Origin of the sequence: Paenisporosarcina sp. OV554, from assembly GCF_003058165.1 — a bacterium.
Classification (GTDB): Bacteria; Bacillota; Bacilli; order Bacillales_A; family Planococcaceae; genus Paenisporosarcina.
This window is the reverse complement of the sequence record NZ_QBUC01000005.1, coordinates 138054-161939: the sequence shown is the minus strand read 5'-3', so window position 1 is coordinate 161939 and position 23886 is coordinate 138054. Positions and strand designations below refer to the sequence as shown.

The window sequence follows — 23886 nt, the reverse complement described above, 5'->3', positions numbered from 1 at the left end:
AAAGCGAAAAGAACATTGGAGGAACAACAAATGAATGAGAAACAATTATTACAATTAAAAGACCAACTAACTCAAGAATTAAAAGATGTAAAGAGCCGTCTTCATGATGAAAGCCATTTGGAAACTACTGAGTTATCTAATTATGATAACCATCCTGCTGATAATGCTACCGATTTAACGGATCAAAATACAGAAATGGCCATTGAAAATCATAAAGAAGAAGAAGTAGAACAAATAGAAGATGCCTTACAAGCGATGGAAAATGGAACTTACGGTGTTTGTACAGTTTGCGGAGAAGATATTCCGTTTGAACGATTAGAAGCTTTGCCTTTTGCACAAACATGTATTGACCACGCCAATCCTGATGTGGACTCGGAAAGTAGACCCTCTGAAGAAGCACTACTTGGCTCTACTACTGATCATCCACTAAAGAATGAAGGAGGAGTTCGGGATTACAATAATAGTTTTGAGGAAGTAGAGGATTTTGGTTCATCTGACTCTCCCCAAGATGCAACTAAAGGGAATCAAAAAAACTTTTATAAAAAATAAGAAAATGCAAAAGGAGATTCCATGGGAGTCTCCTTTTTTTGAATTTAATTTTTAAATCCCACAAATTTAATGTGAATGGTAAATTTTTTACCTTATAATCTAAATAACTACTAATGATAAGGAACGAGTAATTTGGGAGGAATTCTACATGAGACTAGTAGAGCCATCACTTGAGTGGAAAGAACAACATGAGAATTATACGGAGGAGTGGGGTCTTGAGAGAATGGTCCCGAGTAGCATGGATTTATCTGGATTTCGTAGTTATGAAGAGTATTTAAAGGCATTAGACATGCGGGTACAAGGTAAAGGTCAATGGGTACCAAGTTCTCATTACTTTCTAGTAAATAATTTTAATCAAATAGTGGGTATGATTGATATTCGTCACGAACTCAATGAGTATTTAAGAACGATAGGCGGCCATATTGGATATAGTATCAGACCGTCTGAACGTAAAAAAGGTTATACAAGTTATTTATTAAAAGAAGCTCTTATCATATGCAAAGAGCTCAATATAAAACAAGTTTTAATTACATGTAACGAGGATAATATCGGTTCTGCTAAAGTCATTCTAAATAACGGGGGTATAGAAGTGGATTTATTTATTACGGAAGAAGGACTAATGAAGAGAAGATTTTGGATATCTTTAAATTAACTTCAAATATATTTTAGTAGCTAATTCTTTTATATAAATATTACTTTTAACCCAATACAATAAGCCTGTTACATAGTTATAAATACCTTGATAATGATATAATATTATTAAAAAGTCTATTTATTATTAATATTACCAATTTAAAAAGCAAAAATTCATCAGAAATCATTCTAAAAATGGTAAAAATATGTTTTCAATCTAGAGTTAATCAGTTACAATGATAATTACAAGAAAATTCGGATTAGTCAATTATTTAATTGCGATAATAATCGGTTTTATACGATTTTTTGAGATCCTTCACATGTTTGTCCAGTTCGATAGAATGGAGCGGATTTATGAATCAAGTGTTAGAATCTATGGAATCAAAAGAAATTGTTAATAGTGAAGCTATGTATAGACAAATAATTGAATATTCTGTTGAAACGATTATCATTCATTTAGATCACAAGATTCTCTATATTAACCAAGCAGGCGCAGACTTTTTAAAGGGGAAAAAAGACGAAATAATAGGCGGGGACGTTTTATCTATTTTTAATGTGGAAGAGAAAGCCATGATTCGTGAACGAATTAAACAAGGAATGGATGGAAAAAAAGGAGCAACTCAATTAATTGAACAAAGCATTATACGGTTCGACGGCAGTCAGGTAGATATCGAACTATATTGTCACCCTGTTCAATATGGGAATAAAAAAGCCATTCAATCCGTTTTGCGAGATATTACGGTTCGGAAAGAAACAGAAAAAATGTTACAAGATCGTCAAAAGTTAGCATCTATCGGACAAATTGCTGCAGGGATTGCACATGAAGTGAAAAACCCACTTACTTCAGTAAAAGGATTTTTGCAATTATTAAAGGAGAGCAATTCACATCCTTATTTATTTACAATGGAAAATGAATTAGAAAAAGCAATTGATACATTGCAAAACTTGCTTCAAGTATCTAAACCAAATCTTCATGAAGAACCAATTATTCAAATTGATCTATGTAAAGAACTGAACTCTCTCATGTTATTATTTCAGGAAAAGTTATACAACATAGAAATAAAAATGGATGTTCGAGACTGTGATAAACATATCTTTGGGAAAAAGAATTTATATTTAAAAGCGTTTTTTAATTTAATGAAAAATGCTATTGAAGCAATGCCGTTCAAAGGGACACTACGGATTGAACATTATTTTCAAGATGACTATGTTCATGTGAAAATTAGCGATACGGGAGTTGGTATTCCTAAAGAGAAAATGAATTTACTTGGAACTCCGTTTTTTTCAAGTAAAACTGATGGAACTGGATTAGGCTTAACTCAAGTTTTCACCACTATTAATAATCATAACGGACAAATTGCTGTTAACAGTGTAGTGAATCAAGGTACAACCTTCCATTTGAAATTACCTCAAAATCCTGGTGGTATGTAGGAAGCAAGTTTTGGTATATTTGTAAATTTACAAAAAGTGTGGATAAACTCGAAGAATAGATAAATCGTAAACTTCATTTTGTGGAAGCATATCAGTATTTGCTATTCCTGATGAAGAAGTAATTTATTGATAAAAAGAGGCCGTTCACTTAGTTTGGACATAATACAAATCTGTTTCCTTCGTGTAGGGACAGATTCACGTTAATACCAGTCCAACGGCCGTTCTAATGCTAGAGCGGTTTTTTCTTTATGTAAAATCTTACTTCGTATTGAAAGGAGCCAAATTATGAATCAAATGATAGAGTCAGTTCAATCCAAAGACATGCTTCAAAATCAAAAGATGTATAGTCAGATATTGGAATACTCTGTTGAGACGGTTTTTATTCATGTGGATCATAAAATTTTATATATTAATCAAGCGGGTTCGAATTTTCTAAAAGGATCAAAAAAAGACATCATTGGTGCAAATCTATTAAGTATTATTCAAGACGAGTTTAAATCAATAATAGTTGAACGCATTCAAAAAGCAATGTTAGCTACAGGTCCAATTGAGGTGATCGAACAAACAATTACACGATTGGATGGGACATTTGTGGATGTGGAATTTTATTGTCATCCTGTTGAGTTTGGGGGCCGAAAAGTCATTCAAACGGGCCTAAGAGATATTACCAAACGTAAAGATGCTGAAAAACAGTTAATTGAACGAGAAAAATTAGCGTCTATTGGACAAATGGCAGTTGGGATCGCACATGAAGTCAAGAACCCATTGACTTCTGTAAAGGGATTTTTACAACTAATAAAAGAGACTAATCCTCATCCGTATTTACAAGCAATGGAATCAGAACTCGAAAAGGCGATTGATACACTCCAAAATTTGTTACAGGTTTCAAAACCAAATTTGTACTCAGAGCCAATAACTAAAATTGACTTGTGCAAAGAACTGACATCCCTTATCTTTTTATTTCAGGATAAGATGTATAACACTGAAATTGAAATGGATTTACGTAATTCAGATCAAATGATAATCGGGAAGAAAAATTTATTTTTAAAAGCATTTTTTAATTTAATAAAGAATGCACTAGAAGCTATGCCTGAAAAAGGGAAGATTAGAATCGAACATTATTTTCAGGGTGACTGTATTTACGTGAAGATTATGGATAATGGTGTTGGAATTCCAAAAGATAAAATATGTTTTTTAGGCACTCCTTTCTATTCAAGTAAAGGTGAAGGTACGGGTCTAGGTCTCGCTCAAGTATTTTCGACCATACATGAGTATGGTGGAACGATACAAGTTCAAAGTGAGCTCGGAATTGGGACAACTTTTATTGTTCGATTACCGCTGTAGCCTGATGGTAGTTATGTAGTATTCTTTTACCAAACTGGATAAGTAAGAATGCCCATTCAGATTGCATGAAAAGGGCATTTTTTGATTTACGGAATAACACCTTACAACAGCGATAAAAAAAGCACTAATCTTTGAAAGACTAGTGCAGAAAAGTTATAGGGCCTTTAACATACCGCCATCAATGATTAGTGATTGCCCAGTCATATACGTATTTGCAGGAGAAGCCAAAAATACGACTGCTTTGGCAAACTCTTCTGGTTCCCCATAGCGTCCAATTGGAATAAGATTCTTGTTAGTTTTTATGACGTCTTCAATAGAGATACCTTGTCGATCTGCTGTCAATTGATCGAGTTCGGCTACACGGTCTGTTGCTATACGACCAGGACCAATCGTATTCACTAAGATATTATGCTTGCCATATTCGCGTGCTAAGCTCTTCGTCAGTCCCACCATTCCGGATCTAAACGTATTAGAAAGAATTAATCCATCAATTACTTCTTTCGTTGAAGAAGAAGAGATATTAATAATTCGACCAAAATCGTTTGCTTGCATGTATGGTAATACAGAACGAGTCGTCCGGATATAACTTAGTAAATTTTTCTCAAAAGCAGTCATCCAGTCTTCATCTGCTAAGTCTTTAAATCCACCTGCAGTTGGTCCTCCTGTATTATTAATTAATACATCCACACCACCAAACTCTTCAATTACCCATTTAAAAAGAGCGTTCAATTCTTGGGCAGAAGACATGTCACAAGTTTTATAATGGACATTCGGGTTATTTGTCAGGTCCTTAATTTCCTCAACTGTCAGAGCAAGTGTTTCTTCAGTACGACTGGATAAAAGGACGGTAGCTCCTTCTTTTGCAAACTCAAGAGCTGTAGCTTTTCCTAGCCCTTTACTTGATGCAGTTACTAAAACGATTTTATCTGTTAGATGTAAATCCATTGAATCCCTCCTAATAAACTTAATTAACTTCAATATTCTCTGCTAATTCAATTTCAACATTACCTTTGAGCGCCCGGCTAATCATGCATGAGCTTTCTGCTTTTCTTGCTAGTTTTTGTGCTAATGCCAAATCCTTTTCCGATTGTAAGATAAGGTGAGGACGATGAATGATTTTTTTGTAGGTGATAATGCCATTACTAATATCAACAATTCCTTCTGACGTCATCGTTAAACTGTTCTTATTAATTTTGCTACGTTCTAGCATCGCTGCGAGCGTAATAATATAACAGGTTGCGGCGGCGCCAAGTAACATTTCATCCGGATTCGTTCCAATACCAGGTCCATCCATTTCCGGAGGGATTGAAATCTTAGTATGTAAGTTTGCGGTTTCAATAGTTCCTACATCATTACGAAGGCCTGGCCAATTTGCGGTTAAATGAAAAGAATGAAGTGCCATCTAACTCCTCCTTGTATGTCTATATTCTAGTGTAATTGATTATGCGAAATAATATTGTAATGAAGATTCAGAATTTGAAACTTTCTGGCAAGATTTTCAGTAAAGTTAATATAGAAACTCTATAGAACAGATATGAAAAGGGGATGTGAAAAAATGTTTTTTATTAAAGGGATCGTTTTCATACTGATTATAGTAATGATTTTTGTAGCGGGTGAAAAGGTGTTACGCAAAAAATTCAATATTGGTAAACGAGATAAGAATCGACCTCGCTATGTAAATAAGGTTCAAATGTGGGGAGAGACTATATTAATCATTGCATATATAGCAAGTATGTTCTTTGTCGCCAATGAATTATCAGAAACACGATGGATAGGCTTAGGCGTTGCTTTCTTATTCTTGATTATTGAGTTATTTCGAGCTTTAATCGAATGGATATATCAGAAGGAACAGCGTGAATATATTATTCATCTATATGCTTCTCTTATTATTGTTATATTTGTGCTAATAGCGGCATTTACGAATTGGCTTGATTTATTGATAGGATTTTAAAAATTGTTAGTTTATCTCATAATTATGGTTGGTTAGTAGAGGTGGTACACTAAGTTTACATAGTATTGGTGTAAAGGGATGTGTAAACACATGAATGAACGCATGTTAGATTTGAAAGGTAAAATCTTCCGAAACTTCGATGAAGCAGCTGAAAGTATTTTACACTTGATGAGTAAAATCGTCGAAATGAATACGTTATTCATTGCTAAGAACGATAAGAATACCAATCGTATTGTTAAAGCTGTGAATACAAAGAATGCTCTTGTTAATGAAGGTGAAGAATTACCGTTTAAAGAGACATTTTGTAAATTGAGTGTAGACCTGGCCGAGAAATATTAGTAATTGAAGATATAAATCAGTTCGAACAATCTCAATCTCTTCAAGTAACAGCAAATTTAGGAGGGGGATCGTTCATTGGTATTCCTATTTATTATGAAAATGGTGATAACTACGGAACGATTTGCGGGTTAGATACGAAAAACATAACGTTTTCTCCCCAGCATATAGAAATATTTGAAACGATGTCTTCTATACTTACATATGTACTAGAACTGGATAAAGCGAATCAACATATTCATACATTAACTGCACCATTGGTACCAATAACGAAGGGTGTGGCAATTTTACCGATTATCGGCGATGTGTCTGCTAAGCGTGCAGAAAGTATAATTCAGATTGCTTTAGCGAAGAGTCAAGATTACGATTTAGACTATTTAATTGTTGATTTATCTGGAGTTACTCAAATTAATGCTACAGTGAGTGGAGCTCTTCTAAAACTTGTAAAGATATTAGAAGTTATTGGAGTTAAGCCGATTTTGACAGGCTTCCAACCTCATATGGCCATGAATGCTCTACAAGTACATGCCGATTTAAAAGACATCATCATAGAGTCTAACTTAGAGAGGGCACTCCATGTAATTGGTTTTGTGTTAGTACGTGAATAATGAAAGTAGTAGAAACACCTTTCACATATGAAGGGTGTTTTTTTGTTTTCCTTCTCTCATGATTTATCGAAGTGTCACTATCAATTTAGTAAGAAGTGTATATTATTATCGTAAATTGGCTATTAATATATATATTACATGTGTGACAGATAGTCGACTTCTGTAATGTAATTGATAACACTTACACACGACTGTGCAATAGGTCTGACATCTGCAGGTGTTATGATGATGGTCGTTAGTGAAAAGGAGGAAATTCATATTATGAAAAAGAAGATCGTTGCACTAACTGCAATTGCAGTACTATCAGTAGGGGTGGCAGGTCAAGCATCTGCATCTAACGTTCATACGGTAGAATCAGGAGACACATTATGGTCTATATCACAAGATAATAATGTTAGTGTTGATGAATTATATGCTTGGAACGACCTAGATTCTTCTCTTATATATCCATCTCAAGATCTTAAAGTGGAAGACAAAGTAGCAACATATGTTGTTGTGAAAGGTGATTCACTTTATAAAATTGCAACTAAACACAACATTTCAGTGAATGATTTAATGAAGTGGAACAATATTTCCAGTGATTTAATTTTCCCAGGTGAGAAATTTGTATTGCAAGATACAGGTGGTGCTACTTCAACCAATAAAACGGTTCAAAAAGCAACTGCTCCTGTTTCGGCACCAACCTCTGCACCAGCTGAAAAAGCAGCTTCTGCTCCAGTAGCAGCTAAAGCTCCTTCTTCAAATAAAGGTACAGAAATGACAGTTACCGCAACAGCTTACACCGCATATTGCCCAGGTTGCTCAGGTACAACGGCAACAGGAATTGACTTACGTTCAAATCCGAATCAAAAAGTAATTGCAGTTGATCCATCAGTGATTCCACTTGGATCACGCGTATGGGTTGAAGGTTATGGTGAAGCAATCGCCGGAGATACTGGCGGAGCCATTAAAGGTAAAATTATAGATTTATTCATGGAAAATAAGCAAGACGCTTTAAACTGGGGTCGTAAAACAGTTACAATTAAAATTTTAGATTAATGCATTGTAAAAAGAGGAGCAACCGGCTCCTCTTTTTTTATTGTACTTAGTATGTGTGAAATCTAGAAAAGTATGTAAAAAAAGATTGAGCAGATGGCTCAATCTTTTTTTTTCTTATAGAGGACATGTTGAACATGGCTTAACAGCACCAGTTGTTTGATAAGAAAGACAACATGTTTTTCGTAAATCATTTTGTTCGCTCTGATAAATAGCTAAAGGATGTTGTTTTTTAACACCAAATTCACTTGCAGGAGTGTTGATTAACTGTTGAAATGTACTGGTATCTTGAAGTTTAGTTATGAAAATCCACTTCATATAAGTAAATATATTTTCAAACAGTACAACACGGGAGATACCTTTTTCTCGAGCAAGCAATTCAACTAGAGGCACAAGTGATTTTGTATACAAATCTTTAGTTATCCAGTCAACTGTATTCTGATAAACTCCTTCGGTTTTGACGGGAAACGAATAAATAGGTAACCAACTAGCCTTTGTTGATTCTTCAGCAACAGTCATAAACCTACAATCAATGGGATTAATTAATACTTCGTGTTTAATACGAGCATAAATCGTAAGAGCCGCACCGTATCCAAGTCGTTTGGCTGTCATCGAAGCTGCATGTGCTCTTGTAGGACTGCCAAAATCACTCATTAATCTAGCTATATGTTGGTTAAGGACGGTTTCTTCAAATAAATCTTTTATTGTTAAAGTGTGGAGAATTGGTTGATCTACATGCCAACGGAAATTTGCCTCCATGTCCTTCGTCAAAACACTATGCATTGGTACCACCTTTTTTCCGCTCTGTCATTAATAAGAAAATGAAATACGGTGCTCCAACAGCGGCAGTCCATACCCCTGCAGGGACTTCAACTGGAGCAAATGCAACTCGTGCAATCCAGTCGGCAATAAGTACGAGAAGGGCGCCAATTCCTGCTGAAAATAACACCATTGATTGGAACTTCGGTCCTACAATTCTTCTGGCAATATGAGGTGCGAGCAATCCAACAAATCCGATTCCTCCCGCAAAGGCAACAGCCACTCCGGTTAAACCAGTACTTAATAAAAGTAGAAGAACCCGATTTTGTATAACCCGAGAACCAACTCCCGTTGCAATATCGTCACCAAGTTCAAGAATGTTCATTTGCCTACGCATCAAGAGAGAAATCACGATTAATAGAAGAACCCATGGCATAATTATATAAATTTGAGACCAATTCGCTCCATAGATGCTTCCTGTCGTCCAAATTGTAGCTTGGCTTGCTTGATAAATAGGTCCCATTAGTATCCATACGGTCGTACCTGCGTGCATAAATGCTGCAACCGCGATACCAATTAATAAAAGTCGGAATGGAGCAATACCATTTTTCCATGACAATAAAAAGACGATAAGTGCCGTAATTGTAGCTCCTGCAAAAGCGAACAACGGTAACCACTGAATGCTCACAGTCAGAGAATTATTTTCATCTGAGAATAATGTTAAAAACAACACAACGGCAAATGATGCACCAGCAGTGACACCTATTAAGTCAGGAGATGCAAGAGGATTTTTCGTAATACCTTGTAATATTGCTCCTGATACGGCTAGTGCCATTCCAACAAAGAGAGCCATTATGATACGAGGTAATCTAAAGTCGACTAAAATAGTTCGGTCAAATTCGTCTCCGAAACCAAATAATGCAGCGATTACTTTAGCTGGAGATAAAGGAAATTCTCCAGAACCAGCTGACAAAAGCATGACCGTAACAACTGCAAGAAAAACAAGGACTGTGGCATAAAAGGGATGGCGTGTAAAATCAAGTCTATTGAAAATTTTCATTGTTATATTCCCAACTTTCTACGTGCCACAAAAATAAAGAAAGGCACCCCTATAAGAGCGGTCATAACGCCTACAGGTAATTCTTGAGGCATTAATACATAGCGGCTGCCAATGTCTGCAAGCAGTAAGAGTGCGGCACCACCTATTGCTGAATAAGGTAGAATCCAGCGATGATCGAGTCCTACCAATGAACGGATTAAATGGGGAATAATGATGCCGACGAATCCGATAGGTCCAGCAACAGCTACAGCAGAACCTGCCAAAACTACTGCGCAAACTCCGAAGAAAAACTTAATCCATACGGTTCTTTGACCTAGACCAACAGCCACATCATCACCAATACTTAATACATTAAGTTCTTTAGCACGTAAGAAAGAAAGCAAAAGGGCCCCAATCATATAAGGTAAAGCGGTAACCAGTAAATCGAGAGGTCGATTAGCTACTGAACCAGCTAACCAGAATAAAACTTGATCTAGGGCAGTTTCATTTAAAACAAGCAGTCCTTGCGTAAACGACGCAAATAACGCAGTAATAGCTGAACCTGCCAAAGTTAATTTAAGTGGTGTTAGTCCTTCGCGACCAGTACTGCTTAAGATAAATACAAGTAAAAAAGCAAATGATGCTCCTGCAAAACTAAGCCACATATAAGATTGTAAACTTTGAACAGATAAAAAAACGACGCCCACAACAACAAAGAAACTAGCTCCGGCATTTACACCGAGGATACTAGGTGAAGAAAGTGGGTTTCTAGTGATGGACTGCATAATGGCACCGGAAACACCCAGACATGCTCCTACGAAGCATGCAATTAGTGCACGAGGGAACCTAACATCACGAATAATAAGGTGTTCATTTGAAGTAGTTGGATGAAAAAAAGCTAAGTATGCATCGTGCCAGGTTGTATTGGTATAGCCGTAAACCAAACTAGCACTCATAAGAAAAAGAATGGAAATAATGCCAATTGCAATTCCCCATCCGCGGGTAGTATTTGTATGTAACATAATAAGACCTCTGAATTATTTATTTTATATAAAGCTTGTTGACAAATAAAATCGTAGCATATAAAGTACTAATTGTAAATGAAATTCATTCTCAATTGAGTGATAAAAAGGGGAAAACAAAATGAAAAAATTAGTTCTTTTATTAATAGCTTTCATGCTCGTTTTAGCAGCATGTGGAAAAACAGAAGAAAAGTCTACGAAAAATACTGAAGATAAAGCATCAGAGGAAAGCTACACAGTAACACATGCAATGGGAGAAACAACGATTAAAGGGGAGCCAAAGCGAATTGTTGTTTTGACAAATGAAGGAGTAGAGGCGCTACTTGCAATGGGTGTTACACCTGTTGGAGCAGTTGAGGCATTTACTGGTGACACATGGTATGCACATACGGCTGAACAGTTAAAAGACACGAAGTCAGTTGGTACCGAATCGGAGCCTTCTTTAGAGGCGATTGCTGCATTGAAACCTGATTTAATCATTGGGAACAAAATGCGCCAAGAAAAAGTCTATGATCAATTGAACAAAATCGCACCAACAGTATTCGCTGAAACATTACGTGGCGACTGGCAAGAAAACTTTAAACTGTATTCAAAAGCAATTAATAAAGAAGAAGTTGGGCAAGAAAAGTTAGATGCTTACAATAAACACGTTGAAGATTTGAAAGCAAAACTAGGAGATCAAACACAGCAAAAAGTGTCAATGGTCCGTTTTATGGCTGGGGATGTTCGTATTTACCATAAAGACACATTCTCAGGTGTGATTTTAGAGCAACTTGGTTTTGCTCGCCCTGCAGAACAAGACATAAATGATTTCGCAGAAAAAGGTCTCACAAAAGAACGTATTCCAGCAATGGACGGAGACATTATGTTCTACTTCACTTATGAAACTGGTGATAAAGAAGCATCGAAATTAGAAGAAGAGTGGATTAACGATCCATTATTCCAAAACCTTGAAGTGGCAAAAGCGAAAAAAGTATTTAAAGTAGATGACACGATTTGGAATACAGCTGGTGGATATTTAGCTGCAGAATTGATGTTAGATGATTTGGAAACTTACTTCAAATAAGAAATTATCGTACGTTTAATTTTCCTAGAGCCAGTGCTTTGTTTGTCAAAGCACTGGCTCTTTTTATGGTAAAATAGTGTAAATAGAAAGGGTGAGAAATCATGGCGAATGGTCAAATTCGAGCTGATGTAAAACCGGGTTTAGAAGTAAATGTGGTATTGAAGAAAGATCAACGTTCAGGCGTTAAAACAAAAGGAATTGTAAAGGATTTACTAACTAATTCTCCTCGACATCCTCACGGTATAAAAGTTCGATTGGAAGATGGACAAGTAGGACGTGTTTGTGAAATTTTAAATTCTTAACGTATGGGTGGTTAAGGCATAAATTTTTACGTGGCATCTAGTTTTCAAAACAAAGAAGTAGTTAGAGAGGTGTCACTACAACTCAAGCAAATAGGGTGGCACCACTGGGTATTAGCCTATTTTATGTCTTGGTATATTACGCGGCAGTCATTGTCCGCACTATGATGGTGGAGATGATCGAGGGTCTACCTATCAAAAGTTCATTCAAGAAGGAAAGATTGGTAGTGGCTTTGCTGCAGATGATGGTGTTGCTCTTCACTTTAGGGATGAAGAATTGCATCGAGTGGTTAGCTCTCGCCCGGATGCACAAGGTTACCGTGTGGATAAAGAGAAAGAAACGAAATTATCTACTATTTATTTAGGCTTGGAGCATTAAATTACCGCCTCAAGAATAGAAAAGGGAGCTGTTACTATTTACATTCCATCTTATTTTGAATTAAAGAGTGAACAAGAAATGCATGAAGTAATTAGGGACAATGGATTTGCAACTATTACCTCATTTCATGAAGGAACATTGACTGCTACACATCTTCCATTACTGTTGAGTGAAGATAAGAAGACATTGGTTGGTCATTTTTCAAAAGGAAATCAACAATGGAAAGACATAGAAGAGCAAGAAGTATTGGTGGTGTTTCAAGGACCCCATTGTTATATTTCTCCTTCATGGTATGAAAGCCAAGATGCCGTTCCCACGTGGAATTATGTAACAGTTCATGTGAATGGGAAGGTTCAACTTCTAAAAGAAGAAGATCCGCGACTTTGGCAATCAATGGTGAATTTAACAGAAAAATATGAAGAACTTAATAGTCCATACAATTTATATCATGTGGATACAAAATATATTAACGCATTATCGAAAGGTGTGATTGGCTTTACTATCTCTATCGATAAAATCGAAGGAAAAGCGAAGCTTAGTCAAAATCATTCAAAAGAGCGAGTGGAGCGGGTTATTGAACAGCTATCGAAAATAGAAAAGTCTGATGAACAAGATATTGCGAAACGGATGAGAAAAAAATCGCTACCTTTGGAATAGAGGAGGAGAAGTATGGAGATTCGGAAACTAAACAGTGAAGATGCTGAAGCGTATTGGGACTTGAGACTTGAAGCATTGCAACAAGATCCTGAAGCTTTTGCAACTACTTATGAAGATGCGATATCAAGAGTGAACCCTTTAAAAAGTGTTGCAAGTAAAATGGATGCTGACGATTCTGCAACACTTGGAGCGTTTATCGATAACGAATTAGTAGGCGTGATGACCATTGCAGAAGAAGGAGCCCCAAAACTTCGTCACCGAGTGAACTTGTTTGCCGTTTATGTAACGCCGAAAGTACGAGGTAAACAAGTAGGAACGGCTCTCTTGCAGGAAGTGATTAAGTATTCAAAGCAATTGCCGCATGTAGAAAAAATTAATTTAACAGTAGTATCTACAAATGAATCAGCCATAAATTTATATGAGAAATTCGGTTTTAAATCATTCGGCCTAGAACATCATGCGATGAAAATGAACGATACATATGTAGACGAAGTTTATATGAGTTTAGTTTGGTAGACGTGAGAGTAATCATCGTAATTAACTTTAATAACTACATGAAAAGAGTGATTGCTACTATTTAGCAGTCACTCTTTCTATTGGATGAGAAGTGTTCATTGAAACTTTTCACATGTTCAACCGTATTAAAGAAGACAACATCTAAGAAATGAGGAATTCAAATGGGATTAACTTTCCTTTATAGCATAGTAGTAGCCATCGTTGCGGCTTTGTTAATTATGCCGTTAACGTTACCTAAAGAGAAAAGAAAGGGTATCGTTGCTGGATTGATTGGAACAGGCGTTATATTAGCAATCATTATTTTTGCACTATATTATGTAACGAATATAGATCGAAATCCGTCGGCACTTTGGCCACTAGCTATTGTAGCGACAGGAATTGGAGCATTCTCAGCAACAGGCAAGGAACAAATGGTGAAAGGTGTGCTGTTTTTAGCAGCCATTGTCTTTGGTGGTTATATGCTAAGCGCAGTATTATTTAATGCAGATGATAAATTCGAATCAGCAAAAATGAAACAAGAAGTGGAAATCGAAGCATTCGATGAAACTGAAACACCAGCTAGTGTGCCACCAAAATTTGCACGAAACAAAATGAAAAAAGCATTTGGTCAAGTACCAAATACCAGTTACTATGAATTAGGCAGATTGCAAATTCAAAAAGTAAATGATGCGTACGTATATATTGCACCAGTTGAATTCTCTGGGTTTTTCAAATGGATGAATGGTGATACAACACCAGGTTATTTCACGATGAGTGCAACTGACTCATCAGACAATCCTAAGTTTATTGATGCAGAAATGAGTTATACACCATCTTCATTCTTCCATAAAAATGTAGCCCGTCATTTACGATTTGAAATGCCTGAAACTATTTTTTACGGAGATATGCAACTTGAAATTGATGATGAAGAAAAACCACATTATATCCGTTCTTACGGAGAATTTGTGTCAGCACGAAATGGTTTTGAAGTGACTGGAGTAGCTGTGGTGGATCCTCAATCGGGTGACATTAAAAAGTACGCACTTGATGAATTACCTGCCTTTATTGACGGAGCAGTTTCACCAGAAGTTGTAAGTTTACAAAATAGTTATTTCGGAAATTACATCCATGGTTTCTGGAATAGTAAATTTGGCAAGAAAGACGTGAAATTGCCTTCTGGCTATGGAACCGAAGCGAATGTCAGTCCTATATTTAATGTGGATGGGGAAATGTTTTATTTCACAGATTTCACAAGTCCGAAAGAAGGCGTTGATTCAATGCTCGGGTATGCCTTAACGGATGCACGAACGGGAGAGGCGACGTATTTCACAGGAAATATGGAAGAATCTTATATGGATTCACAAGCTGCACTACAAATAATTGAAAAGAAATTCATTGAGAAAAAATGGTCAGGTGAAATGCCGATCTTGTATAACTTCTACGGTGAAGCAAGTTGGTTAACACCCGTATTAGATGCCAATGGGTTCTTACAAAACTACTTTATTGTGTCTGCAGCGAACCCTGAAATATCCGCTTTTGCCAACACACCTAATGAAGCATTAAAGCTTTATAAAACAGCATTGCAACGCGGAGGAAGTACGGTCGATGGTAGTTCGAATGCTGAAGAAGCTACAGTAACAGGAAAAGTACAACGAGTGTATAAAGAACGGGTGGGTGACTTTACCCTTGTGTCGTTCATGTTAGCAGATGGAACCAATTACTTGGTATCCACTGAAGTGACACCTCTAGCAGTCTACTTAGAAGTAGGCGATACCGTAACTATTTCCTATTTGAACACAGGAGAATTGTTCTTACCTGTAAAAGAATTAACGATCACTGGATTGGAATAAGAAAAAGGCTGCCTCAGTTTTAATACGAGGTAGCCTTTTGATTTATTTAGTACGTGTTTTCAGTATCGCCATTTGTTTTTGATCTCGTGTTTGAGCGAGTTCATTAATCGTAAAGTCTCCATAAGAGTCACGCGATTTTTTAGCTAAGCGTAAGATTGTTTCTTCATCCATCATGAGATTTCCTTGTGCCGCCCAACTTTTTTCCATCGTCGAACCTAAGTGCCGCATAAATGCTTCCATACCCCCTTGGCCTCCACCTAAATGCATTCCAAGCATCGGACCAGCTACAGCCCAGCGTAAGCCAATAGAATCTTTTACGATTTCGTCGACGTCTTTCATTTCGACAACTCCTTCATCCACTAAATACATAGCTTCGCGCAACATCGCGAACTGCAAACGGTTTGCTACAAAGCCAAATACTTCTTTTTGTATATGTTGCGGAGCTTTGCCAAGTGCTTTGTAGAATGCCAGCGCATCTTCAACAGCTTCAGCTGAAGTAAAAGTGCCTGGTACAACTTCCACTAATGGCATAACCAGTGGAGGATTAAACGGATGGCCAATAAGCATACGACTCTTATTTTTCATTGATGCCGAAATATCACTTGCTGGAATGGTTGAAGAAGAGGACAGTAACAATGTATGTGGTTCAATGTAACTTTCAATCTCAGCAAACAATTGTTGTTTCAGTTCTAATTTTTCAGGACCATTTTCTTGAATAACGGCTGCGCCCCTAACAGCTTGTTGTAAGTCGGTTTCGAGTGTTAAGCGCGATTCAAAGCCGCTTGAAGGAAGTCCAAGTAACGATAAAGTTGAACCTATGGACTTGAAATATTGATCCACGACTTCTTGTAAATCAGTTCTTGGATCGAATAATCGCACGGTTAATCCATGAGCTAAAAACAAAGTGGCCCAAGAAACTCCAATTGTTCCTGCGCCTATTACAGTGACTGGATTAAAACGTTGTAAATCACTATGTACGAGTGTCATGGTTCATCCTCCTTCTTTTAACTAAAACCATGTTATCATATTTAGACAAGCTCATTGCGCGAATTTTTTGAATGAGAAAAGGATGTGCTGATATGTTTAGTGGAGTACCCGAGTGGTTTTATCTATTGGCGTTCGGAGTAGTTATTGCAATTGTAGTCATTAACGAATGGTGGACGCGTTAATATAATTTTGAAAGGTGGGATTTACTATGTATCATGCGCAGGTTGTTATTGTAACAGGTGCATCGCACGGTATTGGGCGGGGCGTTGCAGAAGCTTACGTAGCAAAAGGAGCACAAGTAATCCTAGCTGATATAAATGAGAAATTAGGAAATGAAGTGAGTCAACAGCTTAAACGTAGTGTGTTTATAAAAACAGATGTCCGTAAAGAAGAAGACGTTAAAAATTTAATAGAACAAACAATTACTCAATTCGGCCGGATTGATATCTTAATTAATAACGCAGGGAAAAGCGATTTTAAGCCTTTATTCGAATTATCGGTATCTGAGTGGGATGATGTATTCAATACTAACTTAAGAAGTGTTTTCCTATGTTCTCGTGAAGCGGCTGTACATATGCGGGAACAAGATGGAGGAGGCTCTATCGTGAATATTGCTTCTACTCGAGCAACCATGTCTGAACCGAATTCAGAAGCTTATGCCGCAACAAAAGGTGGAATTGTGGCCATTACACATGCGCTTGCAGCAACGCTATCAGAACATCATATTACAGTGAACGCAATTTCACCTGGTTGGATAGAAACGGGCGATTATAGTGAACTTCGTGATATCGACCATGAGCAACATTTATCAGGGCGGGTAGGTACTCCTTCTGACATCGCGAAAGCTTGTCTTTATTTAACGGATCCACAAAACGATTTTGTCACAGGTATTAATCTAGTTGTGGATGGAGGCATGACACGCAAAATGATTTACGAACACTAGGTTGAATTTAAATGAGTAAGGTGGGATTTCGATGTTCAAGTGGAAGGGTGCATCAGGTGTGTGCATCAATGAAGAGAATCAAATATTAATGGTATTGCAACCTGCCCATGATGAAGAACCCAAATGGACTGTTCCTTCAGGCGGACTTGAAGACAATGAGACGTTCGAACAATGTTGTGTTCGTGAATTTGAGGAAGAGACAGGTATGAAAGTGGAAGTCATATCGAAGCTTCAAAACAAGAGTGGATCTAATAAGGAATATAAAATAGAATATGAGCTGCAGTATTTTCAAGTAAAAGTAGTAAGCGGGGAATTGACATTACAAGATCCCGATGAGTTCATTTTGGATATCGGGTGGAAGTCTGTTGCTGAATTAGATCAACTCGACATGTGTTATCCGGAAGATGTTGAATTTTTAAAAGGTTTATTGCGAATTGGCAATGAGATTAATTAGACGTGTATATATGGAGTGGAATCGTGTCACGCTGGGGACGAATGGTCGAAAACATCATTCAGTGGACGGAATATCATTTTATAGTCGGAAATAAAATAGTAATGACAGAAAGTCATCCCGTAACTTGGGGTGGCTTTATTTACCACATCTTACTTGTGAAAAAATATTTTCTAAAGCAAGCGTTTACATTGAATTAATCGCATAAATGCGTATTGACAATAATTTTAAGTTTGTTATTATTAACAAAATTCAATATTTTGAAAATATGTTGATGAAGAAAGATTTTATGGGATGAAATCTTAAGAGAGCTGATGGATGGTGAGAATCAGCGATTTCTACATAAAGTAGCACTTCTGAATAGATGAGTTGAATCAATTTATTTAGGCTCATTCGCTTCATGCACGTTAAGCATGTTAACCAATGAGGCTATACTCTGTTATGACAAAGGGGTAGCGAAAAAGGGTGGTACCGCGATAGTTTTAAGCTTTTCGCCCCTTACACTAGTAAGGGGAGGATGGCTTTTTTTTGTTGGCAAAATAGAGAGGAGAATGATTATGTTAGCAGATCAACAAATCTTACGAATTCCCGGGCCTAGCCCAATCCCGCCAAGTGTTCAACGGGCTATGAGTCAACCTATGATTGGTCACCGAGGTCAAAATACATCAGAACTATTAAGAAGAATTGCTCCTAAATTAAAGAAGATTTTTGGTACATCACAAGAAATAGCTATTATTACTGCAAGTGGTACCGCGGGTTTAGAAGCGGCCGTAGTGAATGTAGTAAAACCGGGCGATGTGGTGTTAGTAATTGTTACCGGAGCTTTTGGTGATCGTTTCACATCGATATGCAAAGCGTACAACATTAGTTATCAAAGGATTGATGTTGAATGGGGCAAAGCATTAGATCCTGATGCGATTAAATCGTATCTAGAAGAACACCCGGAAATAAAGGCTATTTTCTCTACATATTGTGAAACTTCTACGGGTGTCTTAAATCCGATAAAAGAATTAAGTGAAGCTGTTCGACAAGTTAGTGAAGCATTAATTGTTGTCGACGGAGTTTCTTGTGTAGGAGGTGTAGAGACGAAGATGGACGACTGGGGAATTGACGTCATGGTTACAGGCTCTCAAAAAGCACTAATGCTTCCTGCAGGATTAAATTTTGTGGCCGCAAGTGATCGAGCATGGGACGTAATTGACCAAAATGATCAACCTCGTTTTTATTTGGACTTGAAAAGATATCGCGATAATTTACTAAAAGATACTACTCCGTTTACGCCTGCTTTGTCATTATTATTCGGGCTAGAGCAAGCTTTGAATTTGATAGACGAAGAAGGTTTGGATGAAGCTTACAAGAGACATACATTGATGATGGAAATGACACGTGGAGCTTTTCATGCATTAGAAATTCCTTTATTGACTAGTGATTCTGATGGTTCTCCTACTGTTACCGCAGTAAAACCAGATGATTTTGATGCTGAAGAATTCCGGAAAGTATTGAAACAAGAATTTGGTTTGTCCATTGCTGGAGGTCAGGGACATTTAACAGGAAAGGTAGTTCGCATCGGACATATGGGCTACTGTTCACCAGCAGATGTTCTTCAAATTATCGGAATGGTTGAAATCGGGTTAGTACTGATTGGAAAAGAGATAGTCTTAGGTAAGGGAACGGCTGCTGCTCAAAAAATTTACTTAAACCAAGGAGTGCTTAAATAAATGGCGTTTAATATCTTAATCAGTGATCCACTAAGCGAAGACGGAATTTATCCTCTAAGACAAGCAGAGGGAATGAATATTGTTATCGAAACTGGATGGTCTCCTGAAGAATTAGCAAATCGCATTAGTGAATTTGATGCCTTGCTTGTTCGAAGTCAGACCCAAGTAACAGCTGATATTATTGCCAAAGCAACTAATTTGAAAATCATCGGCCGTGCAGGAGTCGGTGTTGATAACATTGATTTAACTGCCGCTACAGAGCATGGAATAATCGTTGTTAATGCACCTGATGGTAATACAAACTCAGCTGCCGAGCATACGATGGCTATGCTAATGTCACTTGCAAGGAAAATACCCCAAGCATTTCATGCACTAAAAAATAATGAATGGGATCGAAAAAAATATGTGGGAGTCGAACTGAAAAACAAAACGCTCGGTGTAATCGGCCTCGGTAGGATTGGAGCAGAGGTTGCCGCAAGAGCTCAAGGGCAAAGGATGAATGTGATTGCCTATGATCCCTTCTTGACCGCTGAAAAGGCGCTGAAGATGGGCATCGACTTTGGTTCAGTAGAAGATGTACTTCGAAAAGCCGACTTTATTACCGTGCATACTCCATTAATGAAAGAAACAAAGCATTTAATTAATGCAGATGCATTTAAGTTGATGAAAGATGGCGTACAAATTATCAACTGCGCAAGAGGGGGCATCATTGATGAAGAAGCACTATATGACGCAATCGTTTCTAAAAAGGTAGACGGTGCGGCTTTAGATGTTTTTGAACAAGAACCGGCTGTAAATCACAAGCTCCTAACTCTAGCCGAAGTTATAGCGACCCCTCATTTAGGGGCAAGTACAATTGAAGCGCAGGAAAGTGTGGCAATCGACGTAAGTCAAGATGTCGTTAATTTTTTACATGGTGGACTGGTCCGTAATCCTGTCAATCTTCCTTCGGTATCAAAAGAAATCATGCTTAAAATTGAACCTTACTTTACCTTATCAGAGAAATTAGGTGCATTCCTAATCGGCTTAACAAATGAGGTAATTGAAGAAGTAAATATTTACTACTCAGGTGATTTGGCTAAATATGAAGTTAGTCCATTGACTCGCAATACATTAAAAGGAATGTTGAAACGCCACTTAGGCGAACATGTGAATGAAGTAAATGCTAAGTTCTTTGCAGATCGTATTGGAATACAAGTTAATGAACATAAATCAACAGCTTCAAAAGGATTTACAAATTTATTGACGGTAGAAGTAACAACGGAAAGTGGCACGAGAAGGGTAGCTGGTACACTTCTAAATGGCTTGGGAGCTCGAATTGTTAAAGTAGATAACTATATTATAGATGTTGTCCCTGAAGGGCATATCGTATTTATCAAACATAAAGACCAACCAGGTGCAATTGGTCGAGTAGGAACATTGTTGGCAAAAGAAAATATCAATATCGCTACGATGCAGGTTGGAAGATCAACGCTTGGTGGGGATGCGATTATGATGTTAACAATCGACAAACACATCGAACAAAATGAAATCGAGCACTTGAAAGAGCTGGCAGATATTTATGATGTCACGGCGATTGATTTATAGAAATTGGAATGAATAATAAAAAGTGTGGAAAATCTAAGTTGATTTTCCACACTTTTTTGTGTTTTTTTTTTAGTAACGCTAATAGAACGCCGTAATCGCTTATAGTCGACAGAGAAACGCGCATAGTCGACAAAAATCCGCGAATAGAACGGTCAGTTCCGCGCATAGTCGACAAGAAACCGTGAATAGAAAAAAATCGTCAGCCAAGAGGTCCTCACTTCAGGACACCCTTCTATAAATCCTTCAAGATAGGAAATAGGTCTTCCAAGTTGGTAATTTCATAGGAAGGTTTTATGTCTTTATCCGGTTGTTTATTCTCTCTATTTATCCATATGGAACGGATACCTGCTCGCGATGCTCCTAAAATATCGGTCATCAAATTATCGCCGACCATAATGGCATCATCTGCTTGTAGGTTACATTGAGAAAGCGCAAATTGAAAAATGGAAGGGTCAGGTTTTCCTTTTCCAAATGCTCCTGAAATGACAATGTGAGTGAAATAAGGAGCAAGTTCTGCTGTTATTTCAAGTTTGGTGTTTTGCAAAGTTGGTGAACCATTTGTTAAGAGCACAAGTTGATAATGATTTTTGAGACGATCAAGTACTTGGAGCGTTTCTGTGTATAAGAATGGATGAGCTTTCCTGGCTTTTGGAAAATGGTCAGCCAATTGTTTGCCAAGTTCTGTATCGTCGATTCCTACCCTTAGCAATCCTTTAGTCCAAGCTTCTTGACGATAGGCAGGAACTATTGTTTTCATTTTTTGAAAAAGTTCTCCCTCATCATCAAAGGTACCCCACAATCCTTCGAAAGGATTAATACCAATCATTTTAGTGAAAGGGTAGGTCTCGTAGGAAGCATAAAGTTCACTTGCTTCTATTCTGACAGCATCTTCTAACTTGGAAGGATCTATAGGAACTTTTTTTGCAGCAATTTGGCATGTGACTTGAAATGCGGTTTCTACACTTTTTTTGTCCCATAATAACGTGTCATCTAAATCAAAAATAATGGCTTTTATCAAATATAGACAGCTCCTTATTGATTAATAATCGGACAAGTAAAAGCGATGGATGAAAGAAAATAACTTTAATGCATTACGCGAACTGTAGCTTAGGCATTCTTTTGTTAATACGCTTTTGCCCAATAAACCATACTGATTGCTGGACTTTTACAGCATACACAGGTATCGCTTAAGTGCTCTTGTTCAAATGGAATGCAACGTGAACTTGCAGACGTTTCTTCTTTAATAAACTCTTCGCAAGCTAGATCTCCACACCACATAGCCTTAACAAACCCTGGGTTATCAACTAGTTTGCTTTTAAATTCATCAAATGTCACGGCTATGGATGTATGTTGTTCACGGTGTGATAAAGCCTTATCAAATAAATCTCTTTGAATTTCTTCCAGTAATGCAGGAATCTTTGTTTCAAGTTCGCCCACTGGTACGATAATTTTTTCACCGTTATCCCGTCGTACCAACACAACTTGTTCGAGTTCGATATCTTTTGGTCCCACTTCTAAACGAATTGGTATTCCTTTCATCTCGTATTCGTTAAATTTCCACCCAGGCTTTTTATCGGATGAATCAATACCCACCCGTGCAATGCTCACCAAACGGTCTTTTAACTCATATGCATAATCTAATACACCTTCTTTATGTTGGGCAATAGGTACAATCATCACTTGAGTTGGAGCGATTTTAGGTGGCATGACGAGGCCACGATTGTCGCCGTGTACCATAATCATTGCACCAATTATACGTGTAGTAAATCCCCAAGATGTTTGATGTACGTATTGTTGTTTGCCTTCTTTATCTAAATATTTAATGTCAAAAGCACGTGCAAATCCATCACCAAAATGATGAGAAGTGCCGGATTGCAAAGCTTTGCCATCATGCATTAATGTCTCAATTGTATAGGTTGATTTGGCTCCAAAAAATTTCTCTTTATCTGTTTTCTGTCCCTTGACCACTGGAATAGCTAACCACTCTTCACAAAGCTTTGCATATTCATCTAACATACGCAGAGTTTCGACTTGCGCATCTTCTTCAGATGCATGTGCCGTATGACCTTCTTCCCATAAAAATTCAAGTGTACGCAAGAAAGGACGTGTCGTTTTTTCCCATCGCACCACATTTGACCACTGGTTATATAGCTTAGGTAAGTCTCGATAAGAATGAATTATATTGCTGAAATGCTCACAAAATAAAACTTCTGAAGTAGGACGAACACATAATCGTTCAGCCAGTTTTTCATCTCCGCCATGCGTCACCCAAGCGACTTCAGGTGCAAATCCTTCGATATGATCTTTTTCTTTTTGGAGTAGAGACTCTGGTATAAATAGAGGCATATAGACGTTTTCATGACCAGTTGCTTTAATACGTGCATCTAAAGCTTCTTTAACATTGTCCCAAATTGCATAACCGTATGGCCGCAGTATCATCGACCCTCGTACGCTTGTATAATCGGCTAATTCTGCTTTCGTCACGATATCAGTAAACCATTGAGCGAAATCATCATCCATCGCTGTTATGCTTTGCACAAACTCTTTTTTCATCAGAAACACTCCTTTTAGAATTAGTTAGTCAAAATGTCCTGCTCGCATTTCAGCTTCGAGCAAGTGTAGTGCATGACTTTCAAAAAAAGCTCTGCTTCAAACGAGGGACCATATCATGGCGGTACCACCCTCATTTGAAGCAAAGCTTCACACTTTTACATGTTAACGACTGTCGCCGCGATAATCTTTCGACT

The 23886-nt window shown here is 37.4% G+C and carries 26 protein-coding genes, 2 pseudogenes and 2 other annotated features (1 of these 30 cut by a window edge); of the genes and pseudogenes, 20 read left to right on the top strand and 8 right to left on the bottom strand.

The genetic code is table 11. From position 1 onward, the window contains the following. Positions 1 to 30 precede the first annotated feature (30 nt). The 4 genes from C8K15_RS06600 to C8K15_RS06585 all read left to right on the top strand — a co-directional run bounded on the left by C8K15_RS06600 (position 31) and on the right by C8K15_RS06585 (position 3957). Positions 31 to 549, top strand: a complete 519-nt coding sequence (locus C8K15_RS06600) for a TraR/DksA C4-type zinc finger protein (protein ID WP_108585628.1) — start codon at positions 31 to 33, stop codon at positions 547 to 549. A gap of 148 nt (positions 550 to 697) precedes the next feature. After that, positions 698 to 1201: a GNAT family N-acetyltransferase gene (locus C8K15_RS06595; RefSeq protein WP_108585627.1), complete on the top strand. Its 504-nt coding sequence runs from the start codon at positions 698 to 700 to the stop codon at positions 1199 to 1201. Between the two features lie 335 nt (positions 1202 to 1536). Then, a complete protein-coding gene (locus tag C8K15_RS06590; protein WP_108585626.1) occupies positions 1537 to 2613 on the top strand; it encodes an ATP-binding protein in 1077 nt (358 codons plus the stop codon). Between the two features lie 285 nt (positions 2614 to 2898). Further along, positions 2899 to 3957, top strand: coding sequence for a two-component system sensor histidine kinase NtrB (locus tag C8K15_RS06585; RefSeq protein WP_108585625.1), 1059 nt, complete (start codon positions 2899 to 2901; stop codon positions 3955 to 3957). A 153-nt stretch (positions 3958 to 4110) separates the two neighbouring features. On the opposite strand, the gene C8K15_RS06580 is transcribed toward C8K15_RS06585, so the two are convergent. After that, on the bottom strand, positions 4111 to 4902 hold the full coding sequence (locus C8K15_RS06580; RefSeq protein ID WP_108585624.1) for an SDR family oxidoreductase: 792 nt from the start codon (positions 4900 to 4902) through the stop codon (positions 4111 to 4113). A gap of 19 nt (positions 4903 to 4921) precedes the next feature. After that, positions 4922 to 5359, bottom strand: coding sequence for an OsmC family protein (locus C8K15_RS06575; protein WP_108585623.1), 438 nt, complete (start codon positions 5357 to 5359; stop codon positions 4922 to 4924). Positions 5360 to 5512: 153 nt separating this feature from the next. Here C8K15_RS06575 and C8K15_RS06570 point away from each other — a divergent pair, with 153 nt between their 5' ends. The 5 genes and pseudogenes from C8K15_RS06570 (at position 5513) to C8K15_RS06560 (ending at position 7890) form a co-directional block, all read left to right on the top strand. Next, positions 5513 to 5908, top strand: coding sequence for a DUF4181 domain-containing protein (locus C8K15_RS06570; protein WP_158268267.1), 396 nt, complete (start codon positions 5513 to 5515; stop codon positions 5906 to 5908). Positions 5909 to 5986: 78 nt separating this feature from the next. Next, on the top strand, positions 5987 to 6247 hold the full coding sequence (locus C8K15_RS20725; RefSeq protein ID WP_233260399.1) for a hypothetical protein: 261 nt from the start codon (positions 5987 to 5989) through the stop codon (positions 6245 to 6247). After that, positions 6217 to 6378, top strand: a pseudogene (locus C8K15_RS21330) (histidine kinase); the annotation flags it as partial. The gene C8K15_RS20725 and the pseudogene C8K15_RS21330, both read left to right, overlap by 31 nt. A gap of 51 nt (positions 6379 to 6429) precedes the next feature. After that, positions 6430 to 6852, top strand: a complete 423-nt coding sequence (locus tag C8K15_RS20720) for an STAS domain-containing protein (protein WP_233260398.1) — start codon at positions 6430 to 6432, stop codon at positions 6850 to 6852. Between the two features lie 261 nt (positions 6853 to 7113). After that, positions 7114 to 7890, top strand: coding sequence for a LysM peptidoglycan-binding and 3D domain-containing protein (locus C8K15_RS06560; RefSeq protein ID WP_108585689.1), 777 nt, complete (start codon positions 7114 to 7116; stop codon positions 7888 to 7890). Positions 7891 to 8004: 114 nt separating this feature from the next. On the opposite strand, the gene C8K15_RS06555 is transcribed toward C8K15_RS06560, so the two are convergent. The 3 genes from C8K15_RS06555 to C8K15_RS06545 are packed head-to-tail and all read right to left on the bottom strand — an operon-like array spanning position 8005 to position 10707. Then, positions 8005 to 8670 carry a (2Fe-2S)-binding protein gene (locus C8K15_RS06555; protein WP_108585621.1) on the bottom strand — a complete coding sequence of 222 codons (666 nt, stop codon included), beginning with the start codon at positions 8668 to 8670 and terminating at the stop codon, positions 8005 to 8007. After that, positions 8663 to 9706 (bottom strand): FecCD family ABC transporter permease, encoded by a 1044-nt coding sequence (locus C8K15_RS06550; protein ID WP_108585620.1) that lies wholly within the window; start codon positions 9704 to 9706, stop codon positions 8663 to 8665. The genes C8K15_RS06555 and C8K15_RS06550 overlap by 8 nt, the downstream gene beginning before the upstream one ends. A 2-nt stretch (positions 9707 to 9708) precedes the next feature. Then, complete coding sequence (locus tag C8K15_RS06545; protein WP_108585619.1) at positions 9709 to 10707, bottom strand: FecCD family ABC transporter permease; 999 nt, start codon at positions 10705 to 10707, stop codon at positions 9709 to 9711. Positions 10708 to 10828: 121 nt separating this feature from the next. Here C8K15_RS06545 and C8K15_RS06540 point away from each other — a divergent pair, with 121 nt between their 5' ends. The 6 genes and pseudogenes from C8K15_RS06540 (at position 10829) to C8K15_RS06510 (ending at position 15453) form a co-directional block, all read left to right on the top strand. Further along, complete coding sequence (locus tag C8K15_RS06540) at positions 10829 to 11773, top strand: ABC transporter substrate-binding protein (RefSeq protein WP_108585618.1); 945 nt, start codon at positions 10829 to 10831, stop codon at positions 11771 to 11773. A 101-nt stretch (positions 11774 to 11874) separates the two neighbouring features. Beyond that, positions 11875 to 12075 (top strand): YwbE family protein, encoded by a 201-nt coding sequence (locus tag C8K15_RS06535; RefSeq protein ID WP_108585617.1) that lies wholly within the window; start codon positions 11875 to 11877, stop codon positions 12073 to 12075. 118 nt (positions 12076 to 12193) lie between these two features. Further along, positions 12194 to 12346 (top strand): annotated as a pseudogene (locus C8K15_RS20715) (Type 1 glutamine amidotransferase-like domain-containing protein); the annotation flags it as partial. Between the two features lie 141 nt (positions 12347 to 12487). Continuing rightward, positions 12488 to 13108 (top strand): FMN-binding negative transcriptional regulator, encoded by a 621-nt coding sequence (locus C8K15_RS06520; protein WP_108585615.1) that lies wholly within the window; start codon positions 12488 to 12490, stop codon positions 13106 to 13108. A gap of 12 nt (positions 13109 to 13120) precedes the next feature. Next, a complete protein-coding gene (locus C8K15_RS06515; protein WP_108585614.1) occupies positions 13121 to 13624 on the top strand; it encodes a GNAT family N-acetyltransferase in 504 nt (167 codons plus the stop codon). 161 nt (positions 13625 to 13785) lie between these two features. After that, complete coding sequence (locus C8K15_RS06510) at positions 13786 to 15453, top strand: hypothetical protein (protein WP_108585613.1); 1668 nt, start codon at positions 13786 to 13788, stop codon at positions 15451 to 15453. A gap of 42 nt (positions 15454 to 15495) precedes the next feature. On the opposite strand, the gene C8K15_RS06505 is transcribed toward C8K15_RS06510, so the two are convergent. Further along, positions 15496 to 16440, bottom strand: coding sequence for a 3-hydroxyacyl-CoA dehydrogenase NAD-binding domain-containing protein (locus C8K15_RS06505; RefSeq protein WP_108585612.1), 945 nt, complete (start codon positions 16438 to 16440; stop codon positions 15496 to 15498). A 208-nt stretch (positions 16441 to 16648) separates the two neighbouring features. On the opposite strand from C8K15_RS06505, the gene C8K15_RS06500 reads away from it, so the two are divergent. The 5 genes from C8K15_RS06500 (at position 16649) to serA (ending at position 21139) form a co-directional block, all read left to right on the top strand. Continuing rightward, positions 16649 to 17383, top strand: coding sequence for an SDR family NAD(P)-dependent oxidoreductase (locus C8K15_RS06500; protein WP_108585611.1), 735 nt, complete (start codon positions 16649 to 16651; stop codon positions 17381 to 17383). Positions 17384 to 17414: 31 nt separating this feature from the next. Beyond that, positions 17415 to 17837, top strand: a complete 423-nt coding sequence (locus C8K15_RS06495; RefSeq protein WP_108585610.1) for an NUDIX hydrolase — start codon at positions 17415 to 17417, stop codon at positions 17835 to 17837. 2 nt (positions 17838 to 17839) lie between these two features. After that, positions 17840 to 18034: a hypothetical protein gene (locus C8K15_RS06490; protein WP_108585609.1), complete on the top strand. Its 195-nt coding sequence runs from the start codon at positions 17840 to 17842 to the stop codon at positions 18032 to 18034. A gap of 62 nt (positions 18035 to 18096) precedes the next feature. After that, positions 18097 to 18336 (top strand) — a binding site (T-box leader). A 55-nt stretch (positions 18337 to 18391) separates the two neighbouring features. Next, positions 18392 to 19552, top strand: a complete 1161-nt coding sequence (locus C8K15_RS06485; protein WP_108585608.1) for a pyridoxal-phosphate-dependent aminotransferase family protein — start codon at positions 18392 to 18394, stop codon at positions 19550 to 19552. After that, positions 19553 to 21139 carry a phosphoglycerate dehydrogenase gene (gene serA, locus C8K15_RS06480; protein WP_108585607.1) on the top strand — a complete coding sequence of 529 codons (1587 nt, stop codon included), beginning with the start codon at positions 19553 to 19555 and terminating at the stop codon, positions 21137 to 21139. A 232-nt stretch (positions 21140 to 21371) separates the two neighbouring features. Here serA and C8K15_RS06475 read toward each other — a convergent pair whose 3' ends face one another. Both C8K15_RS06475 and proS read right to left on the bottom strand, forming a co-directional pair. Further along, complete coding sequence (locus C8K15_RS06475) at positions 21372 to 22157, bottom strand: HAD family hydrolase (RefSeq protein WP_108585606.1); 786 nt, start codon at positions 22155 to 22157, stop codon at positions 21372 to 21374. Between the two features lie 104 nt (positions 22158 to 22261). Beyond that, positions 22262 to 23692, bottom strand: coding sequence for a proline--tRNA ligase (gene proS, locus C8K15_RS06470; protein WP_108585605.1), 1431 nt, complete (start codon positions 23690 to 23692; stop codon positions 22262 to 22264). Positions 23693 to 23792: 100 nt separating this feature from the next. Further along, positions 23793 to 23886 (bottom strand) — a binding site (T-box leader); it runs 108 nt beyond the window's last position.